General features: G+C 38.1%; 28 protein-coding genes, 1 pseudogene and 1 other annotated feature. Of the genes and pseudogenes, 19 read left to right on the forward strand and 10 right to left on the reverse strand.

Annotated features, from left to right (window positions below; all coding sequences use genetic code 11):
• Positions 1-151: 151 nt before the first annotated feature.
• The gene (locus tag ACFSBH_RS17535; protein WP_379598880.1) at positions 152-775 is read left to right on the forward strand and encodes a hypothetical protein; all 624 of its coding nucleotides are present in this window, start codon (positions 152-154) and stop codon (positions 773-775) included.
• Between the two features lie 77 nt (positions 776-852).
• Here the strand turns inward: ACFSBH_RS17535 and ACFSBH_RS17540 are convergent, their stop codons facing one another.
• The 3 genes from ACFSBH_RS17540 to ACFSBH_RS17550 all read right to left on the reverse strand — a co-directional run bounded on the left by ACFSBH_RS17540 (position 853) and on the right by ACFSBH_RS17550 (position 3,189).
• Positions 853-1,095 carry a hexameric tyrosine-coordinated heme protein gene (locus ACFSBH_RS17540; RefSeq protein ID WP_251517990.1) on the reverse strand — a complete coding sequence of 81 codons (243 nt, stop codon included), beginning with the start codon at positions 1,093-1,095 and terminating at the stop codon, positions 853-855.
• Positions 1,096-1,273: 178 nt separating this feature from the next.
• Positions 1,274-1,708 (reverse strand): cytidine deaminase, encoded by a 435-nt coding sequence (locus ACFSBH_RS17545; RefSeq protein WP_379598882.1) that lies wholly within the window; start codon positions 1,706-1,708, stop codon positions 1,274-1,276.
• Between the two features lie 71 nt (positions 1,709-1,779).
• The gene (locus tag ACFSBH_RS17550) at positions 1,780-3,189 is read right to left on the reverse strand and encodes a PQQ-dependent sugar dehydrogenase (protein WP_379598884.1); all 1,410 of its coding nucleotides are present in this window, start codon (positions 3,187-3,189) and stop codon (positions 1,780-1,782) included.
• Positions 3,190-3,404: 215 nt separating this feature from the next.
• On the opposite strand from ACFSBH_RS17550, the gene ACFSBH_RS17555 reads away from it, so the two are divergent.
• Positions 3,405-3,965, forward strand: a complete 561-nt coding sequence (locus tag ACFSBH_RS17555; RefSeq protein WP_251515515.1) for a hypothetical protein — start codon at positions 3,405-3,407, stop codon at positions 3,963-3,965.
• Between the two features lie 604 nt (positions 3,966-4,569).
• Here the strand turns inward: ACFSBH_RS17555 and ACFSBH_RS17560 are convergent.
• On the reverse strand, positions 4,570-4,884 hold the full coding sequence (locus tag ACFSBH_RS17560; RefSeq protein WP_251515512.1) for a DMT family transporter: 315 nt from the start codon (positions 4,882-4,884) through the stop codon (positions 4,570-4,572).
• On the reverse strand, positions 4,884-5,240 hold the full coding sequence (locus ACFSBH_RS17565; protein ID WP_251515510.1) for a DMT family transporter: 357 nt from the start codon (positions 5,238-5,240) through the stop codon (positions 4,884-4,886). The genes ACFSBH_RS17560 and ACFSBH_RS17565 overlap by 1 nt, the downstream gene beginning before the upstream one ends.
• Before the next feature lie 235 nt (positions 5,241-5,475).
• Here ACFSBH_RS17565 and ACFSBH_RS17570 point away from each other — a divergent pair, with 235 nt between their 5' ends.
• The 7 genes from ACFSBH_RS17570 (at position 5,476) to ACFSBH_RS17600 (ending at position 9,578) form a co-directional block, all read left to right on the forward strand.
• A complete protein-coding gene (locus tag ACFSBH_RS17570; RefSeq protein ID WP_379598887.1) occupies positions 5,476-5,877 on the forward strand; it encodes a hypothetical protein in 402 nt (133 codons plus the stop codon).
• Positions 5,878-6,078: 201 nt separating this feature from the next.
• Complete coding sequence (locus ACFSBH_RS17575) at positions 6,079-6,645, forward strand: DUF4256 domain-containing protein (protein WP_251515508.1); 567 nt, start codon at positions 6,079-6,081, stop codon at positions 6,643-6,645.
• 177 nt (positions 6,646-6,822) lie between these two features.
• The gene (locus tag ACFSBH_RS17580) at positions 6,823-7,146 is read left to right on the forward strand and encodes a PadR family transcriptional regulator (protein ID WP_379598912.1); all 324 of its coding nucleotides are present in this window, start codon (positions 6,823-6,825) and stop codon (positions 7,144-7,146) included.
• A complete protein-coding gene (locus ACFSBH_RS17585) occupies positions 7,136-7,885 on the forward strand; it encodes a hypothetical protein (protein ID WP_251515506.1) in 750 nt (249 codons plus the stop codon). Before ACFSBH_RS17580 ends, ACFSBH_RS17585 begins: the two co-directional genes overlap by 11 nt.
• Positions 7,886-7,926: 41 nt before the next feature.
• On the forward strand, positions 7,927-8,703 hold the full coding sequence (gene nadX, locus ACFSBH_RS17590) for an aspartate dehydrogenase (RefSeq protein WP_251515504.1): 777 nt from the start codon (positions 7,927-7,929) through the stop codon (positions 8,701-8,703).
• 25 nt (positions 8,704-8,728) lie between these two features.
• Positions 8,729-9,154 (forward strand): VOC family protein, encoded by a 426-nt coding sequence (locus ACFSBH_RS17595; protein WP_251515502.1) that lies wholly within the window; start codon positions 8,729-8,731, stop codon positions 9,152-9,154.
• A 268-nt stretch (positions 9,155-9,422) separates the two neighbouring features.
• Positions 9,423-9,578, forward strand: coding sequence for a hypothetical protein (locus tag ACFSBH_RS17600; RefSeq protein ID WP_379598890.1), 156 nt, complete (start codon positions 9,423-9,425; stop codon positions 9,576-9,578).
• An 83-nt stretch (positions 9,579-9,661) separates the two neighbouring features.
• Here ACFSBH_RS17600 and ACFSBH_RS17605 read toward each other — a convergent pair whose 3' ends face one another.
• On the reverse strand, positions 9,662-10,996 hold the full coding sequence (locus ACFSBH_RS17605) for a D-serine ammonia-lyase (protein WP_379598914.1): 1,335 nt from the start codon (positions 10,994-10,996) through the stop codon (positions 9,662-9,664).
• Between the two features lie 120 nt (positions 10,997-11,116).
• Positions 11,117-11,325, forward strand: a binding site (T-box leader).
• Between the two features lie 40 nt (positions 11,326-11,365).
• Between ACFSBH_RS17605 and ACFSBH_RS17610 the strand changes: the two genes are divergently transcribed.
• Positions 11,366-11,851 carry a GNAT family N-acetyltransferase gene (locus ACFSBH_RS17610; protein ID WP_379598892.1) on the forward strand — a complete coding sequence of 162 codons (486 nt, stop codon included), beginning with the start codon at positions 11,366-11,368 and terminating at the stop codon, positions 11,849-11,851.
• A gap of 151 nt (positions 11,852-12,002) precedes the next feature.
• On the opposite strand, the gene ACFSBH_RS17615 is transcribed toward ACFSBH_RS17610, so the two are convergent.
• Positions 12,003-12,710: a cytochrome c biogenesis CcdA family protein gene (locus ACFSBH_RS17615; RefSeq protein ID WP_379598894.1), complete on the reverse strand. Its 708-nt coding sequence runs from the start codon at positions 12,708-12,710 to the stop codon at positions 12,003-12,005.
• Between the two features lie 284 nt (positions 12,711-12,994).
• Between ACFSBH_RS17615 and ACFSBH_RS17620 the strand changes: the two genes are divergently transcribed.
• Both ACFSBH_RS17620 and ACFSBH_RS17625 read left to right on the forward strand, forming a co-directional pair.
• Positions 12,995-14,344 (forward strand): alpha/beta hydrolase, encoded by a 1,350-nt coding sequence (locus tag ACFSBH_RS17620; protein WP_379598896.1) that lies wholly within the window; start codon positions 12,995-12,997, stop codon positions 14,342-14,344.
• A 14-nt stretch (positions 14,345-14,358) separates the two neighbouring features.
• Positions 14,359-14,808, forward strand: a complete 450-nt coding sequence (locus ACFSBH_RS17625) for a DUF3887 domain-containing protein (RefSeq protein ID WP_379598898.1) — start codon at positions 14,359-14,361, stop codon at positions 14,806-14,808.
• 136 nt (positions 14,809-14,944) lie between these two features.
• Here ACFSBH_RS17625 and ACFSBH_RS17630 read toward each other — a convergent pair whose 3' ends face one another.
• The gene (locus ACFSBH_RS17630; protein WP_379598900.1) at positions 14,945-15,889 is read right to left on the reverse strand and encodes an AEC family transporter; all 945 of its coding nucleotides are present in this window, start codon (positions 15,887-15,889) and stop codon (positions 14,945-14,947) included.
• A gap of 128 nt (positions 15,890-16,017) precedes the next feature.
• Between ACFSBH_RS17630 and ACFSBH_RS17635 the strand changes: the two genes are divergently transcribed.
• The 7 genes and pseudogenes from ACFSBH_RS17635 to ACFSBH_RS17665 all read left to right on the forward strand — a co-directional run bounded on the left by ACFSBH_RS17635 (position 16,018) and on the right by ACFSBH_RS17665 (position 21,407).
• Positions 16,018-16,443, forward strand: coding sequence for a pyridoxamine 5'-phosphate oxidase family protein (locus tag ACFSBH_RS17635; RefSeq protein WP_379598902.1), 426 nt, complete (start codon positions 16,018-16,020; stop codon positions 16,441-16,443).
• Between the two features lie 131 nt (positions 16,444-16,574).
• On the forward strand, positions 16,575-17,150 hold the full coding sequence (locus ACFSBH_RS17640) for a hypothetical protein (protein WP_379598903.1): 576 nt from the start codon (positions 16,575-16,577) through the stop codon (positions 17,148-17,150).
• A 38-nt stretch (positions 17,151-17,188) separates the two neighbouring features.
• Positions 17,189-17,878, forward strand: coding sequence for a response regulator transcription factor (locus tag ACFSBH_RS17645; RefSeq protein ID WP_379598904.1), 690 nt, complete (start codon positions 17,189-17,191; stop codon positions 17,876-17,878).
• Between the two features lie 79 nt (positions 17,879-17,957).
• Positions 17,958-18,881: an ATP-binding cassette domain-containing protein gene (locus ACFSBH_RS17650; protein ID WP_251515480.1), complete on the forward strand. Its 924-nt coding sequence runs from the start codon at positions 17,958-17,960 to the stop codon at positions 18,879-18,881.
• Positions 18,874-19,641: an ABC transporter permease gene (locus ACFSBH_RS17655; RefSeq protein WP_251515478.1), complete on the forward strand. Its 768-nt coding sequence runs from the start codon at positions 18,874-18,876 to the stop codon at positions 19,639-19,641. The genes ACFSBH_RS17650 and ACFSBH_RS17655 overlap by 8 nt, the downstream gene beginning before the upstream one ends.
• Positions 19,642-19,747: 106 nt before the next feature.
• Positions 19,748-20,572, forward strand: a complete 825-nt coding sequence (locus ACFSBH_RS17660) for a sensor histidine kinase (RefSeq protein WP_251515476.1) — start codon at positions 19,748-19,750, stop codon at positions 20,570-20,572.
• Between the two features lie 153 nt (positions 20,573-20,725).
• A pseudogene (locus ACFSBH_RS17665) lies at positions 20,726-21,407 on the forward strand (SDR family NAD(P)-dependent oxidoreductase).
• A 90-nt stretch (positions 21,408-21,497) separates the two neighbouring features.
• Here ACFSBH_RS17665 and ACFSBH_RS17670 read toward each other — a convergent pair.
• The gene (locus ACFSBH_RS17670; RefSeq protein ID WP_251515474.1) at positions 21,498-21,635 is read right to left on the reverse strand and encodes a hypothetical protein; all 138 of its coding nucleotides are present in this window, start codon (positions 21,633-21,635) and stop codon (positions 21,498-21,500) included.
• Positions 21,636-21,774: 139 nt separating this feature from the next.
• Positions 21,775-22,662, reverse strand: coding sequence for a glycine betaine ABC transporter substrate-binding protein (locus ACFSBH_RS17675; protein WP_251515472.1), 888 nt, complete (start codon positions 22,660-22,662; stop codon positions 21,775-21,777).
• Between the last annotated feature and the right edge of the window lie 34 nt (positions 22,663-22,696).

The following is a 22,696-nucleotide window of genomic DNA, read 5'->3' on the forward strand; positions in this document are numbered from 1 at the left end:
TGGGCCATGGTGATGAACCAGCTTCTTCTTCATGATGAACTGAAAGATAGGGTGTTAAAGTACCTTGAGTAAATGGGGACTTACACACTTTATTTGACAAGCCCATATTCGGTCCCATAAATATTTTCCACCCCTTTCCACTTTCGTCATTTTGATCTTTATTTTCTATACGTATAAACCAAACCCAATAATTGATAGTTATGCTGTAACGGCCATCATTGTTTATATTATATCTGCATGGTTAAGCTTAAGTATCTTATCCATCGAATCCCCTGTGCACCGTGGGGTTTTGTCGTTACATACAGGGGGATGGAACCGGTACTACATATCTAAAATTATCTCTGTTGTGATTATCGCTGTTTTTCTTTCCTTCTATGCTATTCTATATCCCATTGTGTTTTCCATGTTTAACGATCCTTTAACGGTTACTATTGTTACAATCTCGTTCGTAAATCACATGATTCTAGCAATATTAGGGGTTAGTATTGCTAGTTTTTTCAGCAGAGCCATCATGACAAGTTCGATAAATTCTTTTGGTGGGTTGACCCTGGTCATTGTGCTCTCGATAGCGGCTCTAGGAATTGCTCAGATTCTGCCTTTACCTTTGAAATTTCTAACATGGATTATCCCTCCAGCGACTGCGACACAAACTGCTTTATATCATTGGAACGGTGATAGTGTTTCAGGCCTTTCAGTCTTCCCATTTATATGGATTGTCTTATATTCTTTCTTGTTATTATACTTGTTTTTAACTTTGGCAAAACGAATGCGATAGTAAGTGGGGAAGGGTAAAGTGACAGAGGGAGTTGAAAACGAATAAATAAATTATTCGAATGAGCTCCCTCTATTTTCTCAATAGACTCTTTTATTCGTTCTCCAGTAGTTGTTGGCAGCTGCAACAGTTTGGTAATGAATTGCAATAACTTCTGAAGCTGCAATGAGATTATCTGGGTTTCGAGAGTATTTTGGTCTTATCTTTTTCCTAATCTTCTCATCTGGTTGGACATATTCAATTCCTTTAGTTGCAAGTTTGATCGCCAACTCAAAACCTTCCTGTGGTGTATTGGTTTTTAAACTTTTAATCCATTCATCCATACTATCCACTCCTTATCATATTAATTCCATCATATGAAGCTAGGAAAGATGATATGTTCTATCTAATTTCCAAATGGTATTACCCCTTAAGCAAATGAAAAGCATGCCGTTTTTAGCAGCATGCTGTAATAAATATCATATTATTAAAAGAAGGAATCTTATGTAAAAAGTTCAACAATCAAGATGGTTCATCGCTCGTATATTTTTCAGGTAATAGCTCGGAAACTTGACACTTTACTATTTCTCCATCGTAGGGAATGATTACTTCCATGTCTATTCCATAGTCACTCAATAACTCACGGCACATGCCACAAGGAGTGACGACCCAACAGTGATCTATATTTTCATGAGGATGTGGATGAGCGACAGCCACAATAGAGTCAAATTCATGTTCCCCTTCTGATATAGCCTTTCCAAGTGCCATTGCTTCCCCGCAAACGGTAATTCTTCCGACATTCGCTTCCACATGAACAGCGGAAAATATTTTACCAGATGCCGTTCGTATCGCTGCCCCGATATGGTGTTTGCCATATCGATAGTTTTTTTCTATCACTTCTTCGGCAGCTTGAATCAGTTCGTAGTCTTCAGTATCTAGTGGCTTAATTTTCAGCAAATCGATTTCCCCTAATTGTACTATTCTTTAATCTAATATACTAAAATAACAGGTTATGGACAAGTAAGAGATTAGTTAGGTGTTTCAATTTCAAATACGGTACCCTGGTTTAATTTCGCTACTTGCATAGAACTATAAACTCCCAAATATAGACGAGTTTGATCAAGGTTTGTTCCCAAACTGACATAATAAGCTGATTCAGACCCAAAATCGTAATCTACATTTATAACACTGAAATCACTGGGTTTATAATTTTTCTCTAATTTCGTATAAGCTAGTGCCCCTCTTATCGGAGCTCCTGGATTACCTTTCCTCGCAATGTCGGTAAAGATAACACTGCCAGTCAAATCGGAAAGTGAGTTTCCCATATAGACTTGCACACCTGTAAGGGCAGTACCTTCAAACTTATCGATTCTGCTATCATCATGAAAATAACTAGTTAAAGGTAAAAGGCGCTTTGCTGAAGCTTCCACTGCTTCTTGATAATAAGCAATTGTTTTCTCATCGCGACTTGTATTTGTGGAACATTCTCTTGGTATGGAAGTGGGAAAGGCCCCCTCCCATCCTCGCCATCCGAAGTTAATCAATCCGGCTCGATCAAGTTCAGATTGATTTGGAGAAGTCTGAACTAATCGTGTAACTGGTATCGTTCGGTAATTGATGAATGAGAAAATGGATTCCACTAAATCTTGTCCGACATTTCCTGCATATTTAATATATTGATTATTACTCCTTTGAAATGCAATCCCTGGTATGTTGCGGCCCCCCTTTGCCATTATTGTAAGTATGGACTGAATGCTTGTTGGTAGTTCATTAAAACGAGTAACTACTGGAGGGTTATTCATAAATGTATTCGTATCAACATCAATTTCAATTATTTTACCGGCCATTTCCATATCATCCTGACTTAAATTAAATGGGTCATAACCTGAGCCGCCATCTCCAGTTGTTAAAACAAGTCTTCCGGTTTCGGGAGAGAAGTTCAAACTGTTAACACCGTTATGATTAGCAAATGGCCTTCGTAAGTTAAGTAACGTGCGTCTTTTTATCGGGGCACTGTTTGTCTGTATCATCCATTCTTCAACGGTATCAATATGATCGTATTGGGTTTCTCTATTGGTCCATTTGAGGTTCAACGTAGCAGGATCGCAAGGATCAGGTTTAAAAGGCTCAGCTAATGCACCTGGACCTTGGGTGTCAGCAACTGAATAATGGATGTAAAAAAGACCGTTATAATAAAATTGCGGATGAAATGCTAATCCTATTAATCCCCGTTCATCATAATCTTCTAGTTTTATAATTTGAGAGCGAATATCCAGAAAAAGCCTTACATCTCCATCTCCAATGAAAAAGATTTCCCCGACCTGAGTTGCGATGAACAATCTTTCCATCGAGTCACCTGGCAGGACCGCTGTCTTTAGAACAGTTGGCAAGTTTAACTTAGTCACAATCGGACGTAATTGAATATTAACTTTTATCAACTAATATTACCCCTTCCTCTCTTCTCTCTTATAAGATTATGGTCAATGCAGCTGCCATAGTACCAAATAGTAACTTCTATCTAATTAACAGGAGGTAAATAGCGTCAGTACGAGCACATCTGTGTGCTGGCAGCTTGTTTTATAGAAAATCTCAGATTGAACATTCCAAGCATAAAATACGTTATTAAGGCATTTACCTATAATGGAGGTGCCAAATGCGGAATTTTGTTAAGAGAGTTTTCATGAAAGCTTGGGGCAAGGAGCTTGTTCCGATAATTGATATTCGTTCAGGGGCGATGCATCTAGTGGTCGGTGCGCTGTTAGGCGCGATTGCAGTTATTTTACAATCAGCAGGAATATTCACTGGGATCGGTTATCTGTTCAGTACGATGACCACTCTTCCACTGGCGCTTGCGGGTCTACTGTCACTGAGAATTGGAGTGATGACGTACAGCTTAACTGGATTATTACTGGCAATATTACAACCAAGCGAGCTATTAATATTTCTCTTTACAACAGGATTATTAGGACTAAGTTTAGGAACTGGGATTAGGTATTTAAAGAGAAGCATATTGGTTAGCGTATTTTCGGCAACATGTCTGACCTCGGGGATCAGTATTTTATTATATGGATTCAGATTTGCCGTATTGGGACCATCGATAACTTCTCATTTTAGTAGTCTAATTATTTTAGGGGTATTCGGATTTGCATTATTGTATGGCTGGATTTGGAAAAAGATTAGTATCTCGGCTTTTAATAAAGTTGTTTCTAAATAGAAACTTAATGAGGTGTGAGTGCTCGAAGAAGTTTATAATTTAGGAGGGTATTTTGGTAACATCAATGAAAAGAACTTGCATATATTTAAGTCCTTACAAGCGTGATAAGAACACGAATGAAAAGAGATTGCTTATGTTTGTGCTCTTAGAAGCCGTGTAAGAACACGAACGAGAAGATTTTATTTATGTTCATGCACTTAGTAGTCGTATAAGAACACGAATGACAAGAAATTGTTTGTGTTCATGCACTTAGAAGCCGTGTAAGAACACGAACGAAAAGATTTTTTTAATGTTCATGTTCTTAGAAGCTATATAAGAACACGAATGACAAGAAATTGTTTATGTTCATGCACTTAGAAGCCTTGTAAGAGCACGAACGAAAAGAAATTGCTTATGTTCGTGCTCATAGAAGCCGTATAAGAACACGAATGACAAGAAATTGTTTATGTTCATGCACTTAGAAGCCGTGTAAGAACACGAACGAAAAGAATCCGTTCATGTTCGTGTTCTTATAAAGTAGTCGCTATTTAGTTCGGACGAAACCATTTCTTATATGGTCAAATTTAACGCCTGATTACAAGTAATATCGCGGTCTCGCGTCTTTCTAGGAAGCCAACCTTAATCCTACCGCTCCAGAAATGATAAAAGTTAAGAAGATGATACGTAGAATACTCATCTTTTCCTTAAAGAAAACGACCCCCATAATTACCGCTCCGGTTGCTCCTAGTCCCGTCCAAATTGCATACGCAGTTCCAAGAGGAATATCACGCATCGCCAATGCAAGGAAATAAAAGCCAAGTCCAAAGACAACAACTAATGTAAGAAGCCATTTCCATGACCGTTTTTTCAAATACATATTGATGCTGGCAACCCCGAAGATTTCTCCAAAGCTTGCGAGGAATAAATAAAACCAGGCCATTACGCATCACCTTCCTTTAACGATACTGAATCCTGTGATTTATCTTTTTCACCTGTCGTCAATTGAATACCTACTACACCAATAATAATCAGTAGGATAAAAAGTCCTTTTGCAATTGTAAATGTTTCTCCTAAAAAGGCGAAATCAATGATTGCAATCGCTGCAGCTCCTGATCCGGTAAATGTGGCATACACGGAGCCGGATGGGAGGACTTCACATGCTTTAATGATGAAGTAAAAGCTTAAAATAAGAGCGATTATCGTCCCCGACCACATCCAGAAGTTATCGGAATACTTCAATCCAAGCACCCAAACAACTTCAATAATTGCAGCAAATAATACATATGTCCATCCCATAGATGGGCCTCCTTTGTCTGTGTCAATTACTATCATCTTAACGATAACCGCTGGTTAAAGTCCATTAAATGAAACCTTTTGAAGACTGGTTAATCATGTTACTATGCAGTTCCTCCTTTAGAGATGGTATAATGAAAAAATCAGTGTGTAGAGATATTGGTAACTTAAGTAACCAAAAATATATGTCATTTTGATACGTCTACCATCTGAAAATAAAATTTTTCGGAGGGTAACGATGCATAAGGAAGAAAGATTGCCACAAAATGCAAAGGAAGGCATATTATTTATGTTGATTATTTCCTTGATCTCGGTGAATACAATTGCACCGATAATCATGGGAATGGAAAGAGGTTTCAGTATAGAGGTTTATTTAGACACGTTAAAGATTGTTCCACTTATGTGGGGTATTGTAATTATTCTAGTACGATTTGTAGCAGGACCGTTAGTAGGGAAGATCCTACCGAAATTCATTGAAAAAACGGATGGATTTAATGCACGCATTCTAATGAATACTTTTTTTAATGTAACTGTCTTATCGATTATCCTCACTATTGTCGGCTCCTGGGTTGGTGCGAGAGAAATAAGTATAGAGCCTATTCAAATCTCTTTCTCAGCTGGTTTAGGAATTTTGGGATAGCATTTTGGATTGAAATAGCACTTGCCCAACCTATAGCTAGATATGTTATGAAGAAAATACATCGTAAACAAGCAGCAAAAAGAATCTATGATTGCTTAGAATGGAAGCAGATTTTTAGCTTTTCCCTATTGAAAACTAATTTTAGGTATAATGAGGACAAAGGGAATGAAATAATAATTACAAATCAAATAAGGAGTGAAGATGTCTCTAATGGGCAAAGTATTGACTGAAGAACAACATCAAGAATTACTCAGTGTTCTGAAAAAACGTTTTGAAGAAAACATGCACCGCCATGAAGGGCTTCAGTGGACAGATGTTGAAGCAAAGCTGGAGTCTAACCCTGATAAATTATGGTCACTACATGAAATGGAAAGAACAGAAGGTGAGCCAGATGTAGTTGGCTTTGAGGAAGGTACGGGATCATACATTTTCTGTGATTGTTCCAAGGAAAGCCCAAAAGGACGAAGAAGCCTGTGCTATGATCGGGAGGCTTTGGAATCGAGGAAAAAACATCCGCCTAAAAATAGTGTAATGGATGTGGCGAATGAAATGGGAATTGAGCTCTTAACAGAAGAACAGTATCGTGATTTACAAAAGTTAGAAGTTTTTGATCAGAAAACATCAACTTGGGTGAAAACACCAGACTCGATTCGAGAATTGGGTGGAGCGATTTTCTGCGATTACCGGTATGGGCAAGTGTTCATGTATCATAATGGAGCAGATTCTTATTACGCTTCTCGAGGATTCCGAGGATTACTCAGGGTATAAAAACCCACAAAGAATAAGATGTGAAGGGAATAGGTTTGTTAACCTGCTCTTTTTTTATGTGCTGATTTTATGGTACAGAGATAAAATAAACTAATCTATCTTGCAATACACTATATTGTAATGTAAGATAGTGATAACAAATTAACTGAGGTGAATACCTTGTCGACAACAACACAAATGCTAAAAGGGTTATTGGAGGGGAGTTTACTTGCTCTGATTGCAAAAGGGGAAACGTATGGCTATGAGATTACAGAGAAGTTGAAAGAACATAATTTTGCTGTGGTAAGTGAAGGAAGTATCTATCCGGTTCTCTTGCGTCTTCAGAAAAACAAACTGGTTACTTCTGTCATGAGAAAATCTCCGGCTGGACCGAAGAGGAAGTATTATTCTATTACGGAAGAAGGATTAGAAGAGCTGGAAAGGTTTAAGGAGCACTGGGAGAAGCTATCAGCCGGGGTCTATTCATTGCTTGAAGAAGGGGATGGGGATGATGTTATCTAAGGAAGCAGATCAATTCATTATAGAACTTAGAATGTATCTTTTATCGAAGGGTAAGAAAGAAGAAGAAATTGCTGAAATTACCGCTGAGCTGGAAGACCATTTGCTTGTTGCGGAAGCAGAGGGAAAAGGAATTAAAGATATTATAGGAAGTTCACCAAGGGAATATATGAAAAGTATTGGCAAGGAAATGGGATTTGATGCAAGGCAGTTTATGACGCTGGCCCCCATGACAGTATTGTTGGTAGTAGCATTCTCGTGCTTTACTCCTGCCCTCATGGGTGAATTTAGCTTATCTAAAGTGGGGATTTGGGGACTAGGGACTGTAAGTGCTCTGTCCTTTGTACTTTACGGGTTCTTACTCGTCCGTGTCTTGCCAAAATTTTTTCATTCCAAATGGTTCTTCGTTATAGTTGGAGCGGCATATATCATTACAACTGGAATTTTCCTAGCTGTGCACTTTTTGGAACAAGACCCATTTTTTATAGCTTCTCCAATGCAAAATAACTTGATTGTTATAGGATGCATCATTGTATTTATTACATGGGCATTTTATTCGAAATCATGGATCACAATCATAGTTCCGTTCTTCCTGTCTTGGGGACCGTTAGCACTACGTTTCACACCGGAGCATATTAATGAAGACCCTGTCTATATAACAATTACAATCGTTATATTTACACTTATCATTGCTAGTATCATTTATTTTGTCTACCGTAAAAATAAGAAAAAGAAAGCTTGACAATGATCAAAGTCACGAAGTAAAAATCGAGGAGGAATTTCATGAATGTCGGCTTGATTGGGGCAGGAGCTATTGCTAACTTTTTATTAAAAGAAATTAATCTATCTCAAAAAGATACGATCTCAGTCAAAAGTGTTTATGTACGTAATAAAGAAAAATATGAGGCATTGGAATCTGAATTCGGAGTTAAACTATATACAGATCTTCATGCTTTCTTGGATTCAGAGATTGATATAGTTGTAGAAGCGGCGAATGTAGAGGCAGTAAAGACACTTATTCCTGAGTGCATCAAGAAAAAAGATGTAGTGTTAATTAGTGTTGGTGCCCTTGTGGATAATGCATTACTATTGGAAGTTGAACAATTAGCTGAAAAGCATAATCATTTTATTCATTTGCCATCAGGTGCAATAGGCGGATTAGATTTACTGCAGAATGCTCATGCACTTGGTACGGTGACAAGTGTATCAATAACAACAAGAAAACCTGCTCATTCACTTATCGATGAACCGCTAACGGAAGAAAAAATTATTTTTGAAGGAAAAGCAGCAGATGCGATTATTCAATTTCCAAAAAACATAAATGTTTCCATCGTTTTGTCTCTAGCAAGTTTAGGGATACATCATACAACTGTAAGAATGATCGCAGATCCACATATCGAGAAAAATATCCATCAAGTTGAAATGAAAGGTGAATTTGGGGATGCAACTTTTACAATAAAAAACAATCCGCTCCCATCCAATCCAAAAACGAGTTATTTGGCAGCAATGAGTATTTTGGGTACGTTAAAGAGATTGGAAAGCAAGATAAAGATCGGATGATGGAGAGTAACCCAGGAAAGTATTAATGGAAGAAAGGGCTGAGAAAATGAAGTTTAAAGATTTTACTGCTGCTCAAGTAAGAATTGCGAGGCCAACCGATCAGTTTGAAGAAGTGATTGATTTTTACGTCAATGGATTAGGGCTGCAGGAGATACAACGATTCGAAGGTCATCGAGGATATGAGGGTGTGATAATCGGATTACCAGATGTCGACTATCACTTGGAATTTACCCGTCATGTTGACGGAAGCCCCTGCCCAGCTCCCTCTAAAGACAATCTATTGGTATTTTATATAACGAATAAAGAAGAAATTAATGTTGTAGTTGATCGGTTGAATAAAATGGGCTTCCCGGAAGTGAAGCCAGAGAACGATTATTGGAAAGAACAGGGAGTTACCATTGAGGATCCGGATGGCTGGCGAATCGTATTAATGAACCGATCCTATACTTAAGATGTGAGTGAGTCGAAGGAAATTATAGTTTCCTTCGACTTCTGTAACTTATCTAGGAGGACGATTTTGACGGTACTTTTTATCGTCTTTCATGTCATTTAATTCCTCTTTGCTTTTGTTCTTTTTCTTTTTACCTTTGCTCATGTGATTCACTCCTTTTAAAGGATAGTCTGAACAAAAACTAACTTTCAATACACATAAAAATGAAATAGGAATGGATAAACTAGGACATGATAAGACTGATATCTTTCACTAGGAGGTCTGATTCATGTCTGAAGAGAATAAGAACAGAGAAAAAGATAAAGGTAAACAGAGGAATGTAAGAAAATATGATACACGGCCGAAGCGAGATGTGGAGATTGCAGAAGATACGGAATTTCTGAATCTAGATCAAAAGAAAAATAAACGAGCGGGAAGAAACTAAAAATTTGGATTGAGAAAAGAGTGTATGATTTCAACTATTGTTGAGTATACACTCTTTTACTCATCATATATCCAATGATAAGGTTATTGATCTAATTTTTTCCCCTCTGCGTAATAACTAGCCATAACATCCTCTGGGACCATACTTCCACCCGTCGCCCACACGATATGCGTGGCGTTTTCCATTTTCCCAGTTAGATTGTAGTTTTCCAAATAACTTTTCCCCTCTTGGAATAATTTCGTTGGCCCAGTCATGCCTGCTAATGCGGAGGGCTCCAACAATATCTCTTCTGTGTCTGCCAAATCCTTTAATAAGTTATACATTCTTTCATCTCTCACCGTGAAACATCCGCTTAAGAATGGTTCCATCACTTTACCGACGAAACCAGAGGGCCGGCCAACTGCTAAACCATCTGCTGCAGTTTGGTTATCAAGTCCGATATCCTGAACGGAAATCTCGTCATGAAGCTCGGTCATCATTCCTAACATCATGGCTGGTGAATGTGTCGGTTCCGCAAAGAAACAATGAACATGATCTCCAAAAGCAAGTTTTAAGCCAAAGGCTACTCCCCCGGGCCCACCACCAACTCCACAAGGCAAGTAGACGAACAATGGATGTTCTTCATCAACGGTTATATTTAAACCATCCAATTGTTTTTTTAATCTGGAAGCGGCAACTGCATAACCTAAAAATAAATCCGTTGAATTCTCATCATCGACAAAGTGACATGTCGGATCTTTTTCAGCTTGTCTTCTTCCCTCTTCTACTGCTTTACTGAAATCTGCTTCGTATTCCACCACTTTAACGTTTTTACTGCGAAGTAAGTCCTTTTTCCATTGTTTTGCATCACGGGACATATGGACAGTGACTTGGAAACCTAACTTGGCGCTCATGATGCCAATGCTGAGTCCTAAATTCCCTGTTGAGCCGACAGCAATAGAATAGTTGGAGAAAAACGTACGGAACTTCTCATTAGCTAAAATGGAGTAATCGTCGTCGGTTGTGAGTAGTCCCTTTTCTATAGCTAACTGCTCTGCATGTTTCAGTACTTCGTATATTCCACCTCTTGCTTTAATCGATCCGGAAATAGGGAGGTGACTATCACATTTTAGTAATAACTCACCAAAAATGGGTTGTGAATAATCCTTCTCTAGTTTTTGCTTCATTTTTGGGATTGTTACGAGGGGGGATTCGATGATTCCACCCGCCTCCTTTGTCTCTGGATAAACATTGGCTATATAAGAGGCAAACCGATTCAGCCTATCCTCTGCATCTATTACATCAGCGCGAGACAATGGAGCGAGCTCTATACCCGTTTGATATGCTGATAGTTTTGGATTAAACCATAGGGTTTCCTTTAATGAAATTAAATCTTCGATTAGTGGAAATGATGCTATTAACTGTTGAAGTTGATTGATGTCCATATGAGAACCCTCCGTATACTAATTACCTGCAGTTTACCATTCTCAGAATTAATTGTTAAGCTTAAAGAGGACTTGTAATTTTCCGTATAATCTGTATAATGTAATAAATACTGAACTGAATCGATGATGAGGAGAGTAGTTCAAGGGAGAGTTTATAGCGATTTAGGGATGGTGCAAGCCTAAAAGCTCTTATTGAATGAAACGCACCTCGGAGAATTGTGTCTGAACACTAGTAGGATACAACGGAGAAATTCCGTTATCATTAACTAAGAATGGCTGATGATGCCAAAAGAGTGGTACCACGGGAAAACCTCGTCTCTTCACAGAGATGAGGTTTTCTTTTTTTATAAAGGAGGAGAAAAAATGACTGTAGAAATTAGAAAAATGCTCCCTGAAGACATCAAAGACGTCCAACATGTGGCGAGTAAAACTTGGAAAGCAACATATGCAGGAATAATACCTGGCGAAGTACAAGAAAACTTCCTTACTGCTGCCTATAGTGACGAAAACATGGAATATCGCATGAATCATTCCTTGTTACTGGTTGCTGAAATAAAGGGGAAGGTCGTTGGTTTTGCTAACTTTTCACCTGTCAATGAGAAGGGAGAGGTGGAGCTCGGAGCAATTTATATTTATCCTGAAAATCAGGGTGCAGGTGTCGGTACAGCTTTATTAAATGAAGGTATTAAATTATTGGATGAAGTAAAAGAGATTTATATTAACGTAGAAAGAGATAACGAGATTGGGAAAATGTTTTATAAGGCTAAAGGGTTTAAGCCTATCCGTGAGTTTGATGATAACTTTGATGGACATGTTTTAAAGACAATCCGAATGGTTTTAAAAGTTTAAGAAAGTGGTTCAAACAATCGTTTGAACAGGGGAAATTCGATTATTTTCTTCATTTTATGTGGGGAATCGAGAAATATCATGAAAATAACCACCCAATTTAGCTTGTTCGGCTAGGTGGTTATTTTTATTAATATTTCCGGTGATAGGAGCTTTAAAACCCAGTAAATCCGCCAAACACAGGGATTAATAATTCAATAATCACGGTCATCCAATCAAAAAATAAAATGATACCCATTATAATCATTAAGTAACCACCGATGACCATGAAACGATTTGCATGCTTTTTAAGAAATGTCATCCTATCAAGGAAGAATGTCATCACTAAAAAGGGAATGGAAAAGCCCAAGATATAAAAAGACATGTAAAATAATCCCATTCCTGGATTTGCCACTCCCATTGCAATCACTCCACCAAGAATGGGTCCTGTACAAGGGGTCCAACCAGCAGCAAAACCGATTCCAATCAGGATGGAACCTAGATAGCCGGCAGGTCTTTTCTGAAAATGGATCTTCCTGTCCTTTAGTAAGAAATCAAAACTTAAAATACCTGTAAGGACGAGACCGAAGAATACCAATACTATTGCACCAAGCTGTCGCAATAACTCCTTATTAGCTTTAAAGAATTCTCCGATAAATGTGGTCCCTAATCCGATTGCCAAAAAGATGATCGAAAACCCTAATAAAAAAAGAAGCGTATGTATGAAAGCTTTCCTTCTTAAAATTCCTCGTTCTGTCTTTAATTCGTCCACTGTCATCCCTGTGATATAGGAAAGAAACGCAGGGTAAAGAGGAAGCGAACAAGGTGAAATGAATGATAATAATCCTGCTCCAAACGCTAGTAGTAATGTTACTTCTCCCATATAATCTTCACCAACTATCTATGCTTTTTGTTAAGTGACTCATCTTTTCTGTTAGTTCCATTATATTCAAATAATGGTAAATTCATATGGTATTATTTTAAGGTTCGGAAATTAGTCAAAAATAAAGTTGAGCGAGTATGGTTTCAATGGATGTCCTGATAAAATGATTCAGTGATTTCGAACAGATTTGTAACCATTCAAATACCATTCACTTAAAGGAATGAAATCCGGAACCTTTTTAGATGGTATTCGTAATACAAAGGAGAATAAAACGGAGGAATCCTATGTATATGAAAATATGTAAGCGGAGTTGTTTCTTGGTGATGTTGCTGTTATTAGTAGGTTGTATGAATAAGGAAGAGGTAATGACAATTGAAGAAGCTGCTCAAGAAGTGATTACGCTACTCCAGAATGAGGAATACCAAAAAGTAAGTGAAAGTTGGTTTGCGGAAGAGCTTCAGAATTCTATATCAGTAGACGATTTAGCCGGGGATTGGGAAGAGAGGACCGCGGGTGATGAATTTATTGCTACACGTTCTTTCCAAACTGAAAATCGGACAGAATCATTGGATATTGTAGAGGCAACATTGGAATACACGACTACTCAATTTGATGTGCGGATGATTTTTAACCAAGATAGGCGTTTGGTGGGCTTCCATCTTTCTGAAGGTATGATGACTGTTGAATTGCCGGACTCTATTCTTGAAGAGGAGATAACTGTTGGTGAAGGAACAAAATATGAATTGGAAGGACTGCTCACTCTTCCTGTGGAGATGGATGACACCGTACCTGCAGTCGTTCTTGTCCATGGTTCCGGGCCGAGTGATCGGGATGAGGCGGTCTTTGCCTATAAACCATTCCGTGATATCGCGTGGGGATTGGCAGAACAGGGGATTGCAGTCATCCGCTATGATAAACGCACCTTTACCCATGCGGATGAACTCATAAAGGATTTCGGTAATCGTTTAACTGTATTTGAAGAAACGGTGGAAGATGCAATACGTGCTGCTGAATTGGCAAAAGCAGATCCGAGGATCGATGAAGAACGTGTTTTTATCGTGGGACATAGCCTTGGTGGAATGTTGGCTCCTCGAATTGATGTTGAAGGGGGAGGTTATGCGGGTTTAGTTATTCTTGCCGGTACCCCAAGACCTTCATGGGAAGTGGCGTATGATCAAAATCGTGCTGCTATCCAAAGTCAGATAAAGGAGGAAGATGAGAAAGAAAAACAGATGAAATTAGCTGAAGAAGAATATGAAAAGGCAAAAAGCTTGGAAGAGATAGGGGATGAAGCAGCACAAGATATGACTGTGTTTGGGATGAACGGGTATTATCTTAAAGATATGGATAAATTCGATACTCGAGCTTGGATTGATGAGATGGAAAAGCCCATTCTCATTTTACAAGGAGAAGATGATTTCCAAGTATATTATGATAAAGACTTTACTCTATGGCAGGAATTGCTTTCTGGTAAGGAACAGGCAACTTTAATCAGCTACCCGGGGCTAAACCATTCTTTTGTAGCCTACGAAGGGCCGCATAAAGGAACTCTAGCAGAATACAAGGTTCCAGGCCAAGTGGATGACAAAGTTATCCAAGATATAGGAGAATGGATACTAAAACAAGAAAAATAAGGAGTGGGATATCAATGAGTAAATTTTTAAAAGGAGCTATCCTGATTTTAGCTATCTTTTCATTGGCGGCGTGTAATCAAGCTGAAGACACTGCAGAAGATGAGACAGACTCCACTGAGCAGCAGGTTGAAGAAGAAAGTGGAGAAAAAGAAATCCAAGAGGACGAAGAGTCAATCGCTCTAGCAGAAAATTTTATTGAACAGTTGAGTCAGGGACAATATGAAGAAGCTACAGATAAGTTTGATCAAACGATGAGTGAGCAGCTTGGAGCAGCAGAATTACAGGAATTATGGGAAAGCCTTGAAGTTCAAATGGGTGAATTCATTGATTACGAATACAACAAAACAGAAACAATTGATGGTGGTTATCAAGTTATTTTGATTCATGGAGTATTTAATGATGCGGATATCATGTTTCAAGTTACTGTAAATGAAAACTTGGAGATCGCAGGTTTTTACATTTAATAACTATCTAGTGAGAAGTTTTCTTTCACATGAAAGTACGCTCTAGTTGTTTGTGAGGGTCGCCTCTCCATCCTTCTTCTGGTGAATATTGTGAAATGGTTATTCCATCCTGACGTGTACCGTATACCTTATTAAATCAGTGAATTATATGGTAACAGGTCAACAATAGAATATATAGCATTGGTATGGTGAAGGCTGATAATAGAGTCGTCCATGCTGAACCGAAAGCAGCATAATCCGTATCCCCACCGTACGTTTGGGAGTAGAGGGCGATTGTAGGGGCTGCTGGTGTTGCTGTAACGAGAATGGCGGTTGCTGCAAGTGGAAAAGGCAAGGAAAAAAATATAATAGGAAACAGTAAAAGCGGGAGGATGATTAATCGTAAAGCCGTAACCAGCCACATCGTTTTATCTTTTAACAGAACAAGGGATTGTCTCAACTGCATGTTGGCAAGTAATGCTCCGATAAGCAACATAGACAGCGGAATGGTGGTATTTCCGACTATGTTGAATAGGGCGGATAACATAACTGGCCAATGGATTGGCAGCATAAAAATGAGCATCCCAATCAGCGTTGCAAGAATTCCAGGGTTAAGAAATATTTTCTTCCATGGAATGTTTTCTTTATTGCCGACGAATAAATATACCCCATATGTCCAAATCAATAAGAGATAAGGCAAATTAAAAACACTCACAAATAGTGGACCGTGTTCAGGAAAAAGGCTGGATAATAATGCGAATCCAATAAATCCTTGATTTCCAAAGATGACCAATCCTTCTAATACCCTTCTCCTGTCGTCGGGTAGCTGAAGCACTTTTCTTAAAAGAAAGGTTAATATGATTGCTGAACTCAAAATAAGAAAAGAAATAGGAATTAACCAAAAAACTTTACCCGTCACTCCGGAAACATATGGTTGACCCATCGCGTAAAGAATTAAAAAGGGGAGGGTCAAATTCAATATCAGCTGTGTCAGCACTTGAGTTGCATGTTGGTTCAATATGTCTTTCTTTCGAGCGAAAAAACCAATCAGTCCAATGATATACAATACAAGCATCTCTTGAAGAAATATACTGAAACTCATCCTCATATTCCCCTCCTGCCTATAGATTATGAAAAGGCTGGAAAGGAGTGACAACTGAGAATGAATCGTATATTTTTTACCAATTTAACAAACAATAGCATGACTAAATCTACAAGGAGTGCATGTCATTGAATCAAGAGGAAGTCAGACAGCAAATTGAGAGAATACTTAATGAAAGTCATATTGGAACGATGGCGACGATAAAAAATAATAAGCCACACTCTAGATATATGACTTTTTTTCATCGGGATTTGACTCTGTTTACCCCAACTGATAAGCATGCGGAGAAAACAGATGAACTAGAAGCAAACCCATATACTCACATAATCATTGGGTATGAAGGTGATGGCTTTGGAGATGAATTTGTCGAGTATCAAGGGAAAGTAACGTTTAATCATTCGGAGGAATTAAAAAAAGAGTTGTGGAATGAAGATATGAAATTGTATTTCGATGGACCAGAAGATCCAAACTATACCTTGTTGGAAATTCAACCAATCGGTGTCAGGCTCATGAATAAGAAAGGGAATGAGCCGATGGAATTGTATCTAAATTAATAAATGAAAGAGACTATCACTTCCATAAGTGGTAGTCTTTTTAGTTGTTTTATAACTTAATCATTTCTTAAGAAATGAATTAAGTATTCCTTATGTTTTACTCTGTATAGTTACAAACAGAGGTGACAAATATGAAAAATAAAAAGTTATATATTTTATTGTCAGATACAGGATCACTGCTAACTAAGATGATTAAACTTTATACGAAAAAAACATATAACCATGTCTCAATTTCCCTTGATGGAGAATTGAAAAAAGTCTATAGTTTTGGGAGAAAGAGAATGTACAATCCTTTCAGAGGTGGATTTGTTCATGAAGATACCAAGTCAGGATTATTCAAACAGGCTCGTTGTGCAATTTATTCAATAAGCATATCAGACGAACAATTTGATAGAGTGGCAAGGTATATACAAAAGATGGAATTGCAGCAAGACAAGTATCATTATAATTTCATAGGTCTATTCGGCTTCTTGTTTAACAAACCGATTGAAAGGAAAAATGCTTTCTTCTGTTCACAATTTGTTGCAACTGTTCTTAAAGAAGGAAATGTAGTTGATATAAAGAAACAGCCGGGATTAATTTCACCAGGTGATATTCAGGAATGTGTTGAATTAGATCTTGTTTATGAGGGAGCACTGAGAGGATATCATAGGAATGAAGAAACAGAACGTTTTGGTTTCAGTTCGTTTGTAGCGGCAGAGGTATAAGCCAATTTATCTGTTTATATAAAAGGGAGTGATCAGAATTGCATCAAACAATTAATATTTTGGTGGTTGAAGATGACAACGACATCAATCAACTGTTGTGTAGAATAATTAAGAAAAGCGGCTATAAGGCAAAGTCTGCCTATTCTGGAACAGAAGCTTTACTTCACTTAGATAACCAATCTTGGGATTTAATTTTGTTGGATTTGATGATTCCGGGATTGTCCGGTGAGGATGTGCTTCATAAAATCCGGTTAAAAGGATCGATTCCGGTCATCATCATTTCTGCTAAGAATGAAAAAGAAACACGTATTGGCACATTGCGTAAAGGAGCAGATGATTTTATTTCCAAACCATTTGATGTAGAGGAGGTGTCTGCACGAATAGACTCCCTTTTGCGACGGTATAAGTATACAAGTGAGCAACCTAAAGCAATGCTCACTCATAAGGACATTCAATTGGATTTGGAAGCAATGAAAGTAACTGTTAACGGTTCTATGCTCACATTGACTGGACGGGAATATAAAATTTTATCTTTGCTGATGGAATCGCCTCAAAAGGTATTCTCCAAAGCGAATGTTTTTGAAAGTGTATGGGGCGAGCCTTTTCACGGAGATGATAATACTGTAAATGTTCATATGAGCAACTTACGGAATAAACTCGCGAACGCCAATCCGGCAGAAGAATATATAGAGACGATTTGGGGCATGGGCTATCGAATGAAATCTTAAGGTTTTCTTAAGGGGTATCTTAAGTCTTTCTTATGTTTCACCGGTCATAATGATGTTAGTCACTAAGGGAGGTCATAAAATGAGTGAATATATACTACGAACCAAGAACTTAACGAAAAAATATAAACATAATTATGCCCTGGAAAATGTGAATCTTAACATCAAGCAAGGTGAAATATATGGATTTATCGGTCAAAATGGAGCAGGGAAATCTACACTTTTACGTCTAATTACGGGGCTTGCTTTTCCAACCGAAGGCACTATCGAATGGTTTGGAAACGACGATCCAAAAGGATTAACAAATGCACAAAAAAGGATGGGTGCTCTCATAGAAAGTCCCGCGCTATTTCCGAATATGAGTGCTTTTGAAAACTTGGAGATACAACGGATACAGAGAGGTATACCGGGTAGAGAGTCCATTGATAATATATTACAACTAGTTGGGCTCATGGATACGAAAAATAAGAAAGTGAAAAACTTTTCAATGGGGATGAAACAAAGGCTGGGGATTGGTATTGCATTACTAAGTGACCCGGAATTTTTATTACTCGATGAACCGATAAATGGACTTGATCCCACAGGAATTGTTGAATTAAGAGAACTAATTAAAAATATTAATCATGAAAAAGGAATAACTGTTTTGATTTCGAGTCATATTTTGAGTGAACTTCATTTGCTTGCAACCAGTTTCGGGATTATTCATAAAGGAAAGTTGATGGAGGAATTAACAGCAAAAGAGTTGGATGAGAAGTGTAGACAGTATCTGCAAATTAAAGTGGATCGGCCAGCAATCGCTTCCACGGTATTGGAGCAAGAGTTGGCAACTTCAGACTTTGAAATAATGCAAGATGGTACGATTAAACTTTATGATTATCTCGACGATATTCGTACAGTTTCACTTGCACTTACCCAAAAGGGTCTAATCATGGAGCATCTCTCTCAAAATGGTGATAGCCTTGAAAGTTACTTTTCAAAGGTGATAGAGGAGGGAGAGCATGAATAATCTGCTGAAAGTTGAATGGTATAAATTACAGCGAAATAAATCATTTTGGGTCATCACGTTAACCGTTTCGGCTTTAAGTGTTCTATTTCATTGTTTAATTATTACGGAATGGTGGATGATGAGTGGCACCCCGTTTGATGCCGCTGGTTTGGGAGAATTGAATGGTTTAGGTGTTTTCACGGTACCGTTTATTTTTAACTTGATTGTCGCATCACTCGCTGGCTTTTTTATTTCCGGTGAATTCTCCAATAATGGCATCATACGCACACAAATGATGAGTGGTCATAATAGGTCAAAGATTTACTTGGCGAAGTATCTTATTTTTTCTTTTGGATCGTTGATGATTACGATTCTTATTCCGTTAATTACTGCTTTAATCATAGTATCTGCGTTTGGGTATGCAGAAATATGGAGTGTGGAAAATTTACAGTTTTTAAGTAGGGCGTACAGTTTGTTTACTATACAGTTTCTAGGATATACTGCGATAATCATGTTACTTTCGATAATTACTGAAGAAAGTGGTAAAACAATTCTTTTCTCCATTCTGTTGAACATCGTCATGATTGGAATGCAACAATTCCCATCGGAGTCAATCGTTGGTGTCATTTACAACTACTCCATTTTCCAGCAATTTTCAGACGTATTTACTCCTATGATGTTGGGTAGAGAGCAGATAAAAGCAATAGTAATTGGATTGTGGACAATATTTGTCATTACCGTTTGCGGCATGTTCCTCTTTAATAGAAAAGAAATTAAATAAGAAATGAAAGCGGGTGAGTGGATTGATTTTATTTTTTATTGCAATAGTAATACTATTTGTCTTTGTAACCACCCGCTTCCATGCTTTTAAAAAGGAAGTTCAAAAAATGCGCATGCAACTTGAAACTTACAACGATGGCAAGACAAACAAGAAAATCGATGTTGCACTGTTAGATAAAGAAATAGAAGGTTTAGGTGTAGAAATTAATCGTTTGATTGATCGATATATCGTTCAGAATAAGAAACGAATTACTTTTGAAAAAGAACAAAAAAGAGCAATTGCTAGTATATCGCATGACCTTAGAACACCACTAACCTCTATCTTAGGTTATATTCAATTAGCGGAAGAGGAAGAAACATCTCCTGAGGAGAAGCAAGAAATGTTACGTATTGCAAAAGAAAGAGCTGAACGATTAGAAGTTTTGTTAAAGGATTTCTTTGAGTTAAGTATTATAGAATCTGCAGAACATCAGTTAAAATTGGAAAATATCCAGTTAAAGCAATTGATTATTGAAGTTTTAATGAGCTTTTATGATCGTTTTCATGAAAATAATATGGAACCCACTATTGAGTTGCCTGACGCTGAAATGATGATTCTGGCAGATAAGTCAGCAATCTCAAGAGTCATTGAGAATTTAATTATCAATGCAATCACACATTCGGATGGTAATATTGTCATCCGGATGGAACAAGAGGGGAAATATGTACGATTAATCATAAAAAATACTGCTGAGAATCTGACAAAACTGGATGTCGAGCGGATGTTTGACCGCTTTTATACAGGAGACCGTGCACGCTCTGGAAAAAGTACAGGTCTTGGTTTAGCAATTGTAAAAAGTTTGATGGAGAAGATGAATGGAAGTATTACAGCTGAATTAGTGCAAAACGAGTTGGTGATTATTTGTGAATGGACGATCTTAGAGAGGGAATAATAATGATATCTTTGGGATATCATTCCCTATTTTAGATAAATAAAGTATGTTAACCATTTCACAAATAACAATCATTGGATTGGGGTGTTCTAATTGCAAGGTAAAACAGCGATTATCACAGGTGGCGGCAGTGGATTTGGAAGGGAGACTGCTTTGAAATTAGCAGAACGTGGTGCACATATTTCAATTGTCGATCTTTCAAAAGAAAATGGTGAAGAAACGGTAAAGCTATGCAAAGATAAAGGTACAGATGCTATTTTTGTTGAAGCTGATGTGAGTAAACTGGAAGATGTAAAAAATTATGTAACCAGAACTTTAGAATACTTTGGTAAGATAGATTTATTTTTTAACAATGCAGGTGTATCTGGTTCCGGCGTTCGCACGTTGGAATGTTCCGAGGATGAATTCGAGCAGATCGTTGATGTCAATTTAAAAGGTGCATTTTACGGTTTGAAATATGTTGCTAATGAGATGTTGAAGACTGGCGGAGGTTCGATAGTCAATACCGCCTCCTTAGGTGGAGTGGTAGGGATGCCAACGCTCGGTGCATATTCAGCAACGAAGCATGCGATCATCGGGTTGACCAAGACGATTGCCGGAGAATACGGTAGAGAGAATATCAGAATCAATGCAATTGCTCCAGGTACGAATGAAACGCCGATGGTAAAAGCATTTCCAGCGGAAGCGATTCAGGCGATGGCTAAAAGCCATTCCGATGGGTAGATTAGGGCAACCTCACGAGGTAGCAAATGTCGTAGCATTCCTTCTGAGTGACGAAGCATCTTATATTCATGGAGCTGTTATATCAATAGATGGTGGGTCTGCCGCTTTATAAAGTAATAGTTCTTTCTACCTCTCGAATATCTTGCTATTCATGAATAAATGGGATATATTAAAAATAGAATATGGAGGAGGGTAAGGGAGCTTATCCCTTACCCGACAATAGCTGGACTATCGCTCCTGAGCGATGGTCTTTTCTTTTGAAGTTAATTATAGCAGTTTTTAAGTTTACCAAAGCAGTCAGGAAAGCAAGCATAGCTGCTATAATTGTGATGACCTCCATAAGCTTCACCCCCTTTCCCCCGGGGGTAAGGCAATTATATCATAAATGGAACATGTGTTCTATATGAATTTAATTTTTCGTCAAATTTTAATAGATATGAAAAAAGGGCTGACTTTCTATGAAAGCCAACCCTTAATTTTTATTCGATTCCTTCTGTCCACTCATCCACTTTATCTTGGTTGTCTTCTACCCAAGCAGCAGCAGCGTCTTCAGGAGTTGCTCCATTTGCAATCTCGAGCATTACAGCTTCGATATCCTCGACTGACCAATTAAAGTTATCAAGAATTTGATATAACTCTGGGTCGTCTTCTTCTAGCCCTTCACGGACCATAGTATTGATTGTTTCAGCATCTCCAAAAGTACCATTCGGATCTTCTAAATATTTCAAATCGAACTCTTGGAACTTCCAGTGTGGAGACCAGCCTGTAACGATAATCTCTTCTTCATTTTCGTAAGCAGTTCTTAATTCAGTTGTCATGGCACCACTGGAAGAAGTTTGAACTTGCCAATCTTCCATGTTCTCATAATCCTCTAAAGATCTTTCCGATGCAGCAACAACCCCAGCACCAGGTTCAATTCCTGTGATAGTTTGACCAGCTTCATCTGTCAGGTCAGCAATGGAATCTACCTCCATATAGCTAGGAACTACTAAACCGATTTTTGCTCCTTCTAAGTTTGGTCCCAGGTCAATCATTTTATCACCATACTGATCGAATTGGGAACCGTGAGTAAGTGGTAACCAAGCAGAGACCATTGCATCTGCTTCACCATTAGCAACAGCTTCCCACATGATTGCATTATCCAATGCAGTCAGTTTCACATCATAACCTAAGTCTTCTAAAACCTTTCCGATTACATGGGTTGAAGCAATTTCCGTATCCCACTGAACATATGCTAATTCAACTTCGCCACCTGTAGTGCTAGCGTCGTCACCTGTTTCTTCTTCTCCTGAGGATCCACAACCTGCTGCGAATAATGCAGTGGATAGACCTAAAACAAGTCCGAGACGTTTCCAATTAAACTTCATGTATTAACTCCCCTTTTTCTAATAGTAATATTTG

The sequence above is a fragment of the Oceanobacillus luteolus genome (assembly GCF_042678205.1).
GTDB classification, from domain to species: Bacteria; Bacillota; Bacilli; order Bacillales; family Amphibacillaceae; genus Oceanobacillus; species Oceanobacillus luteolus.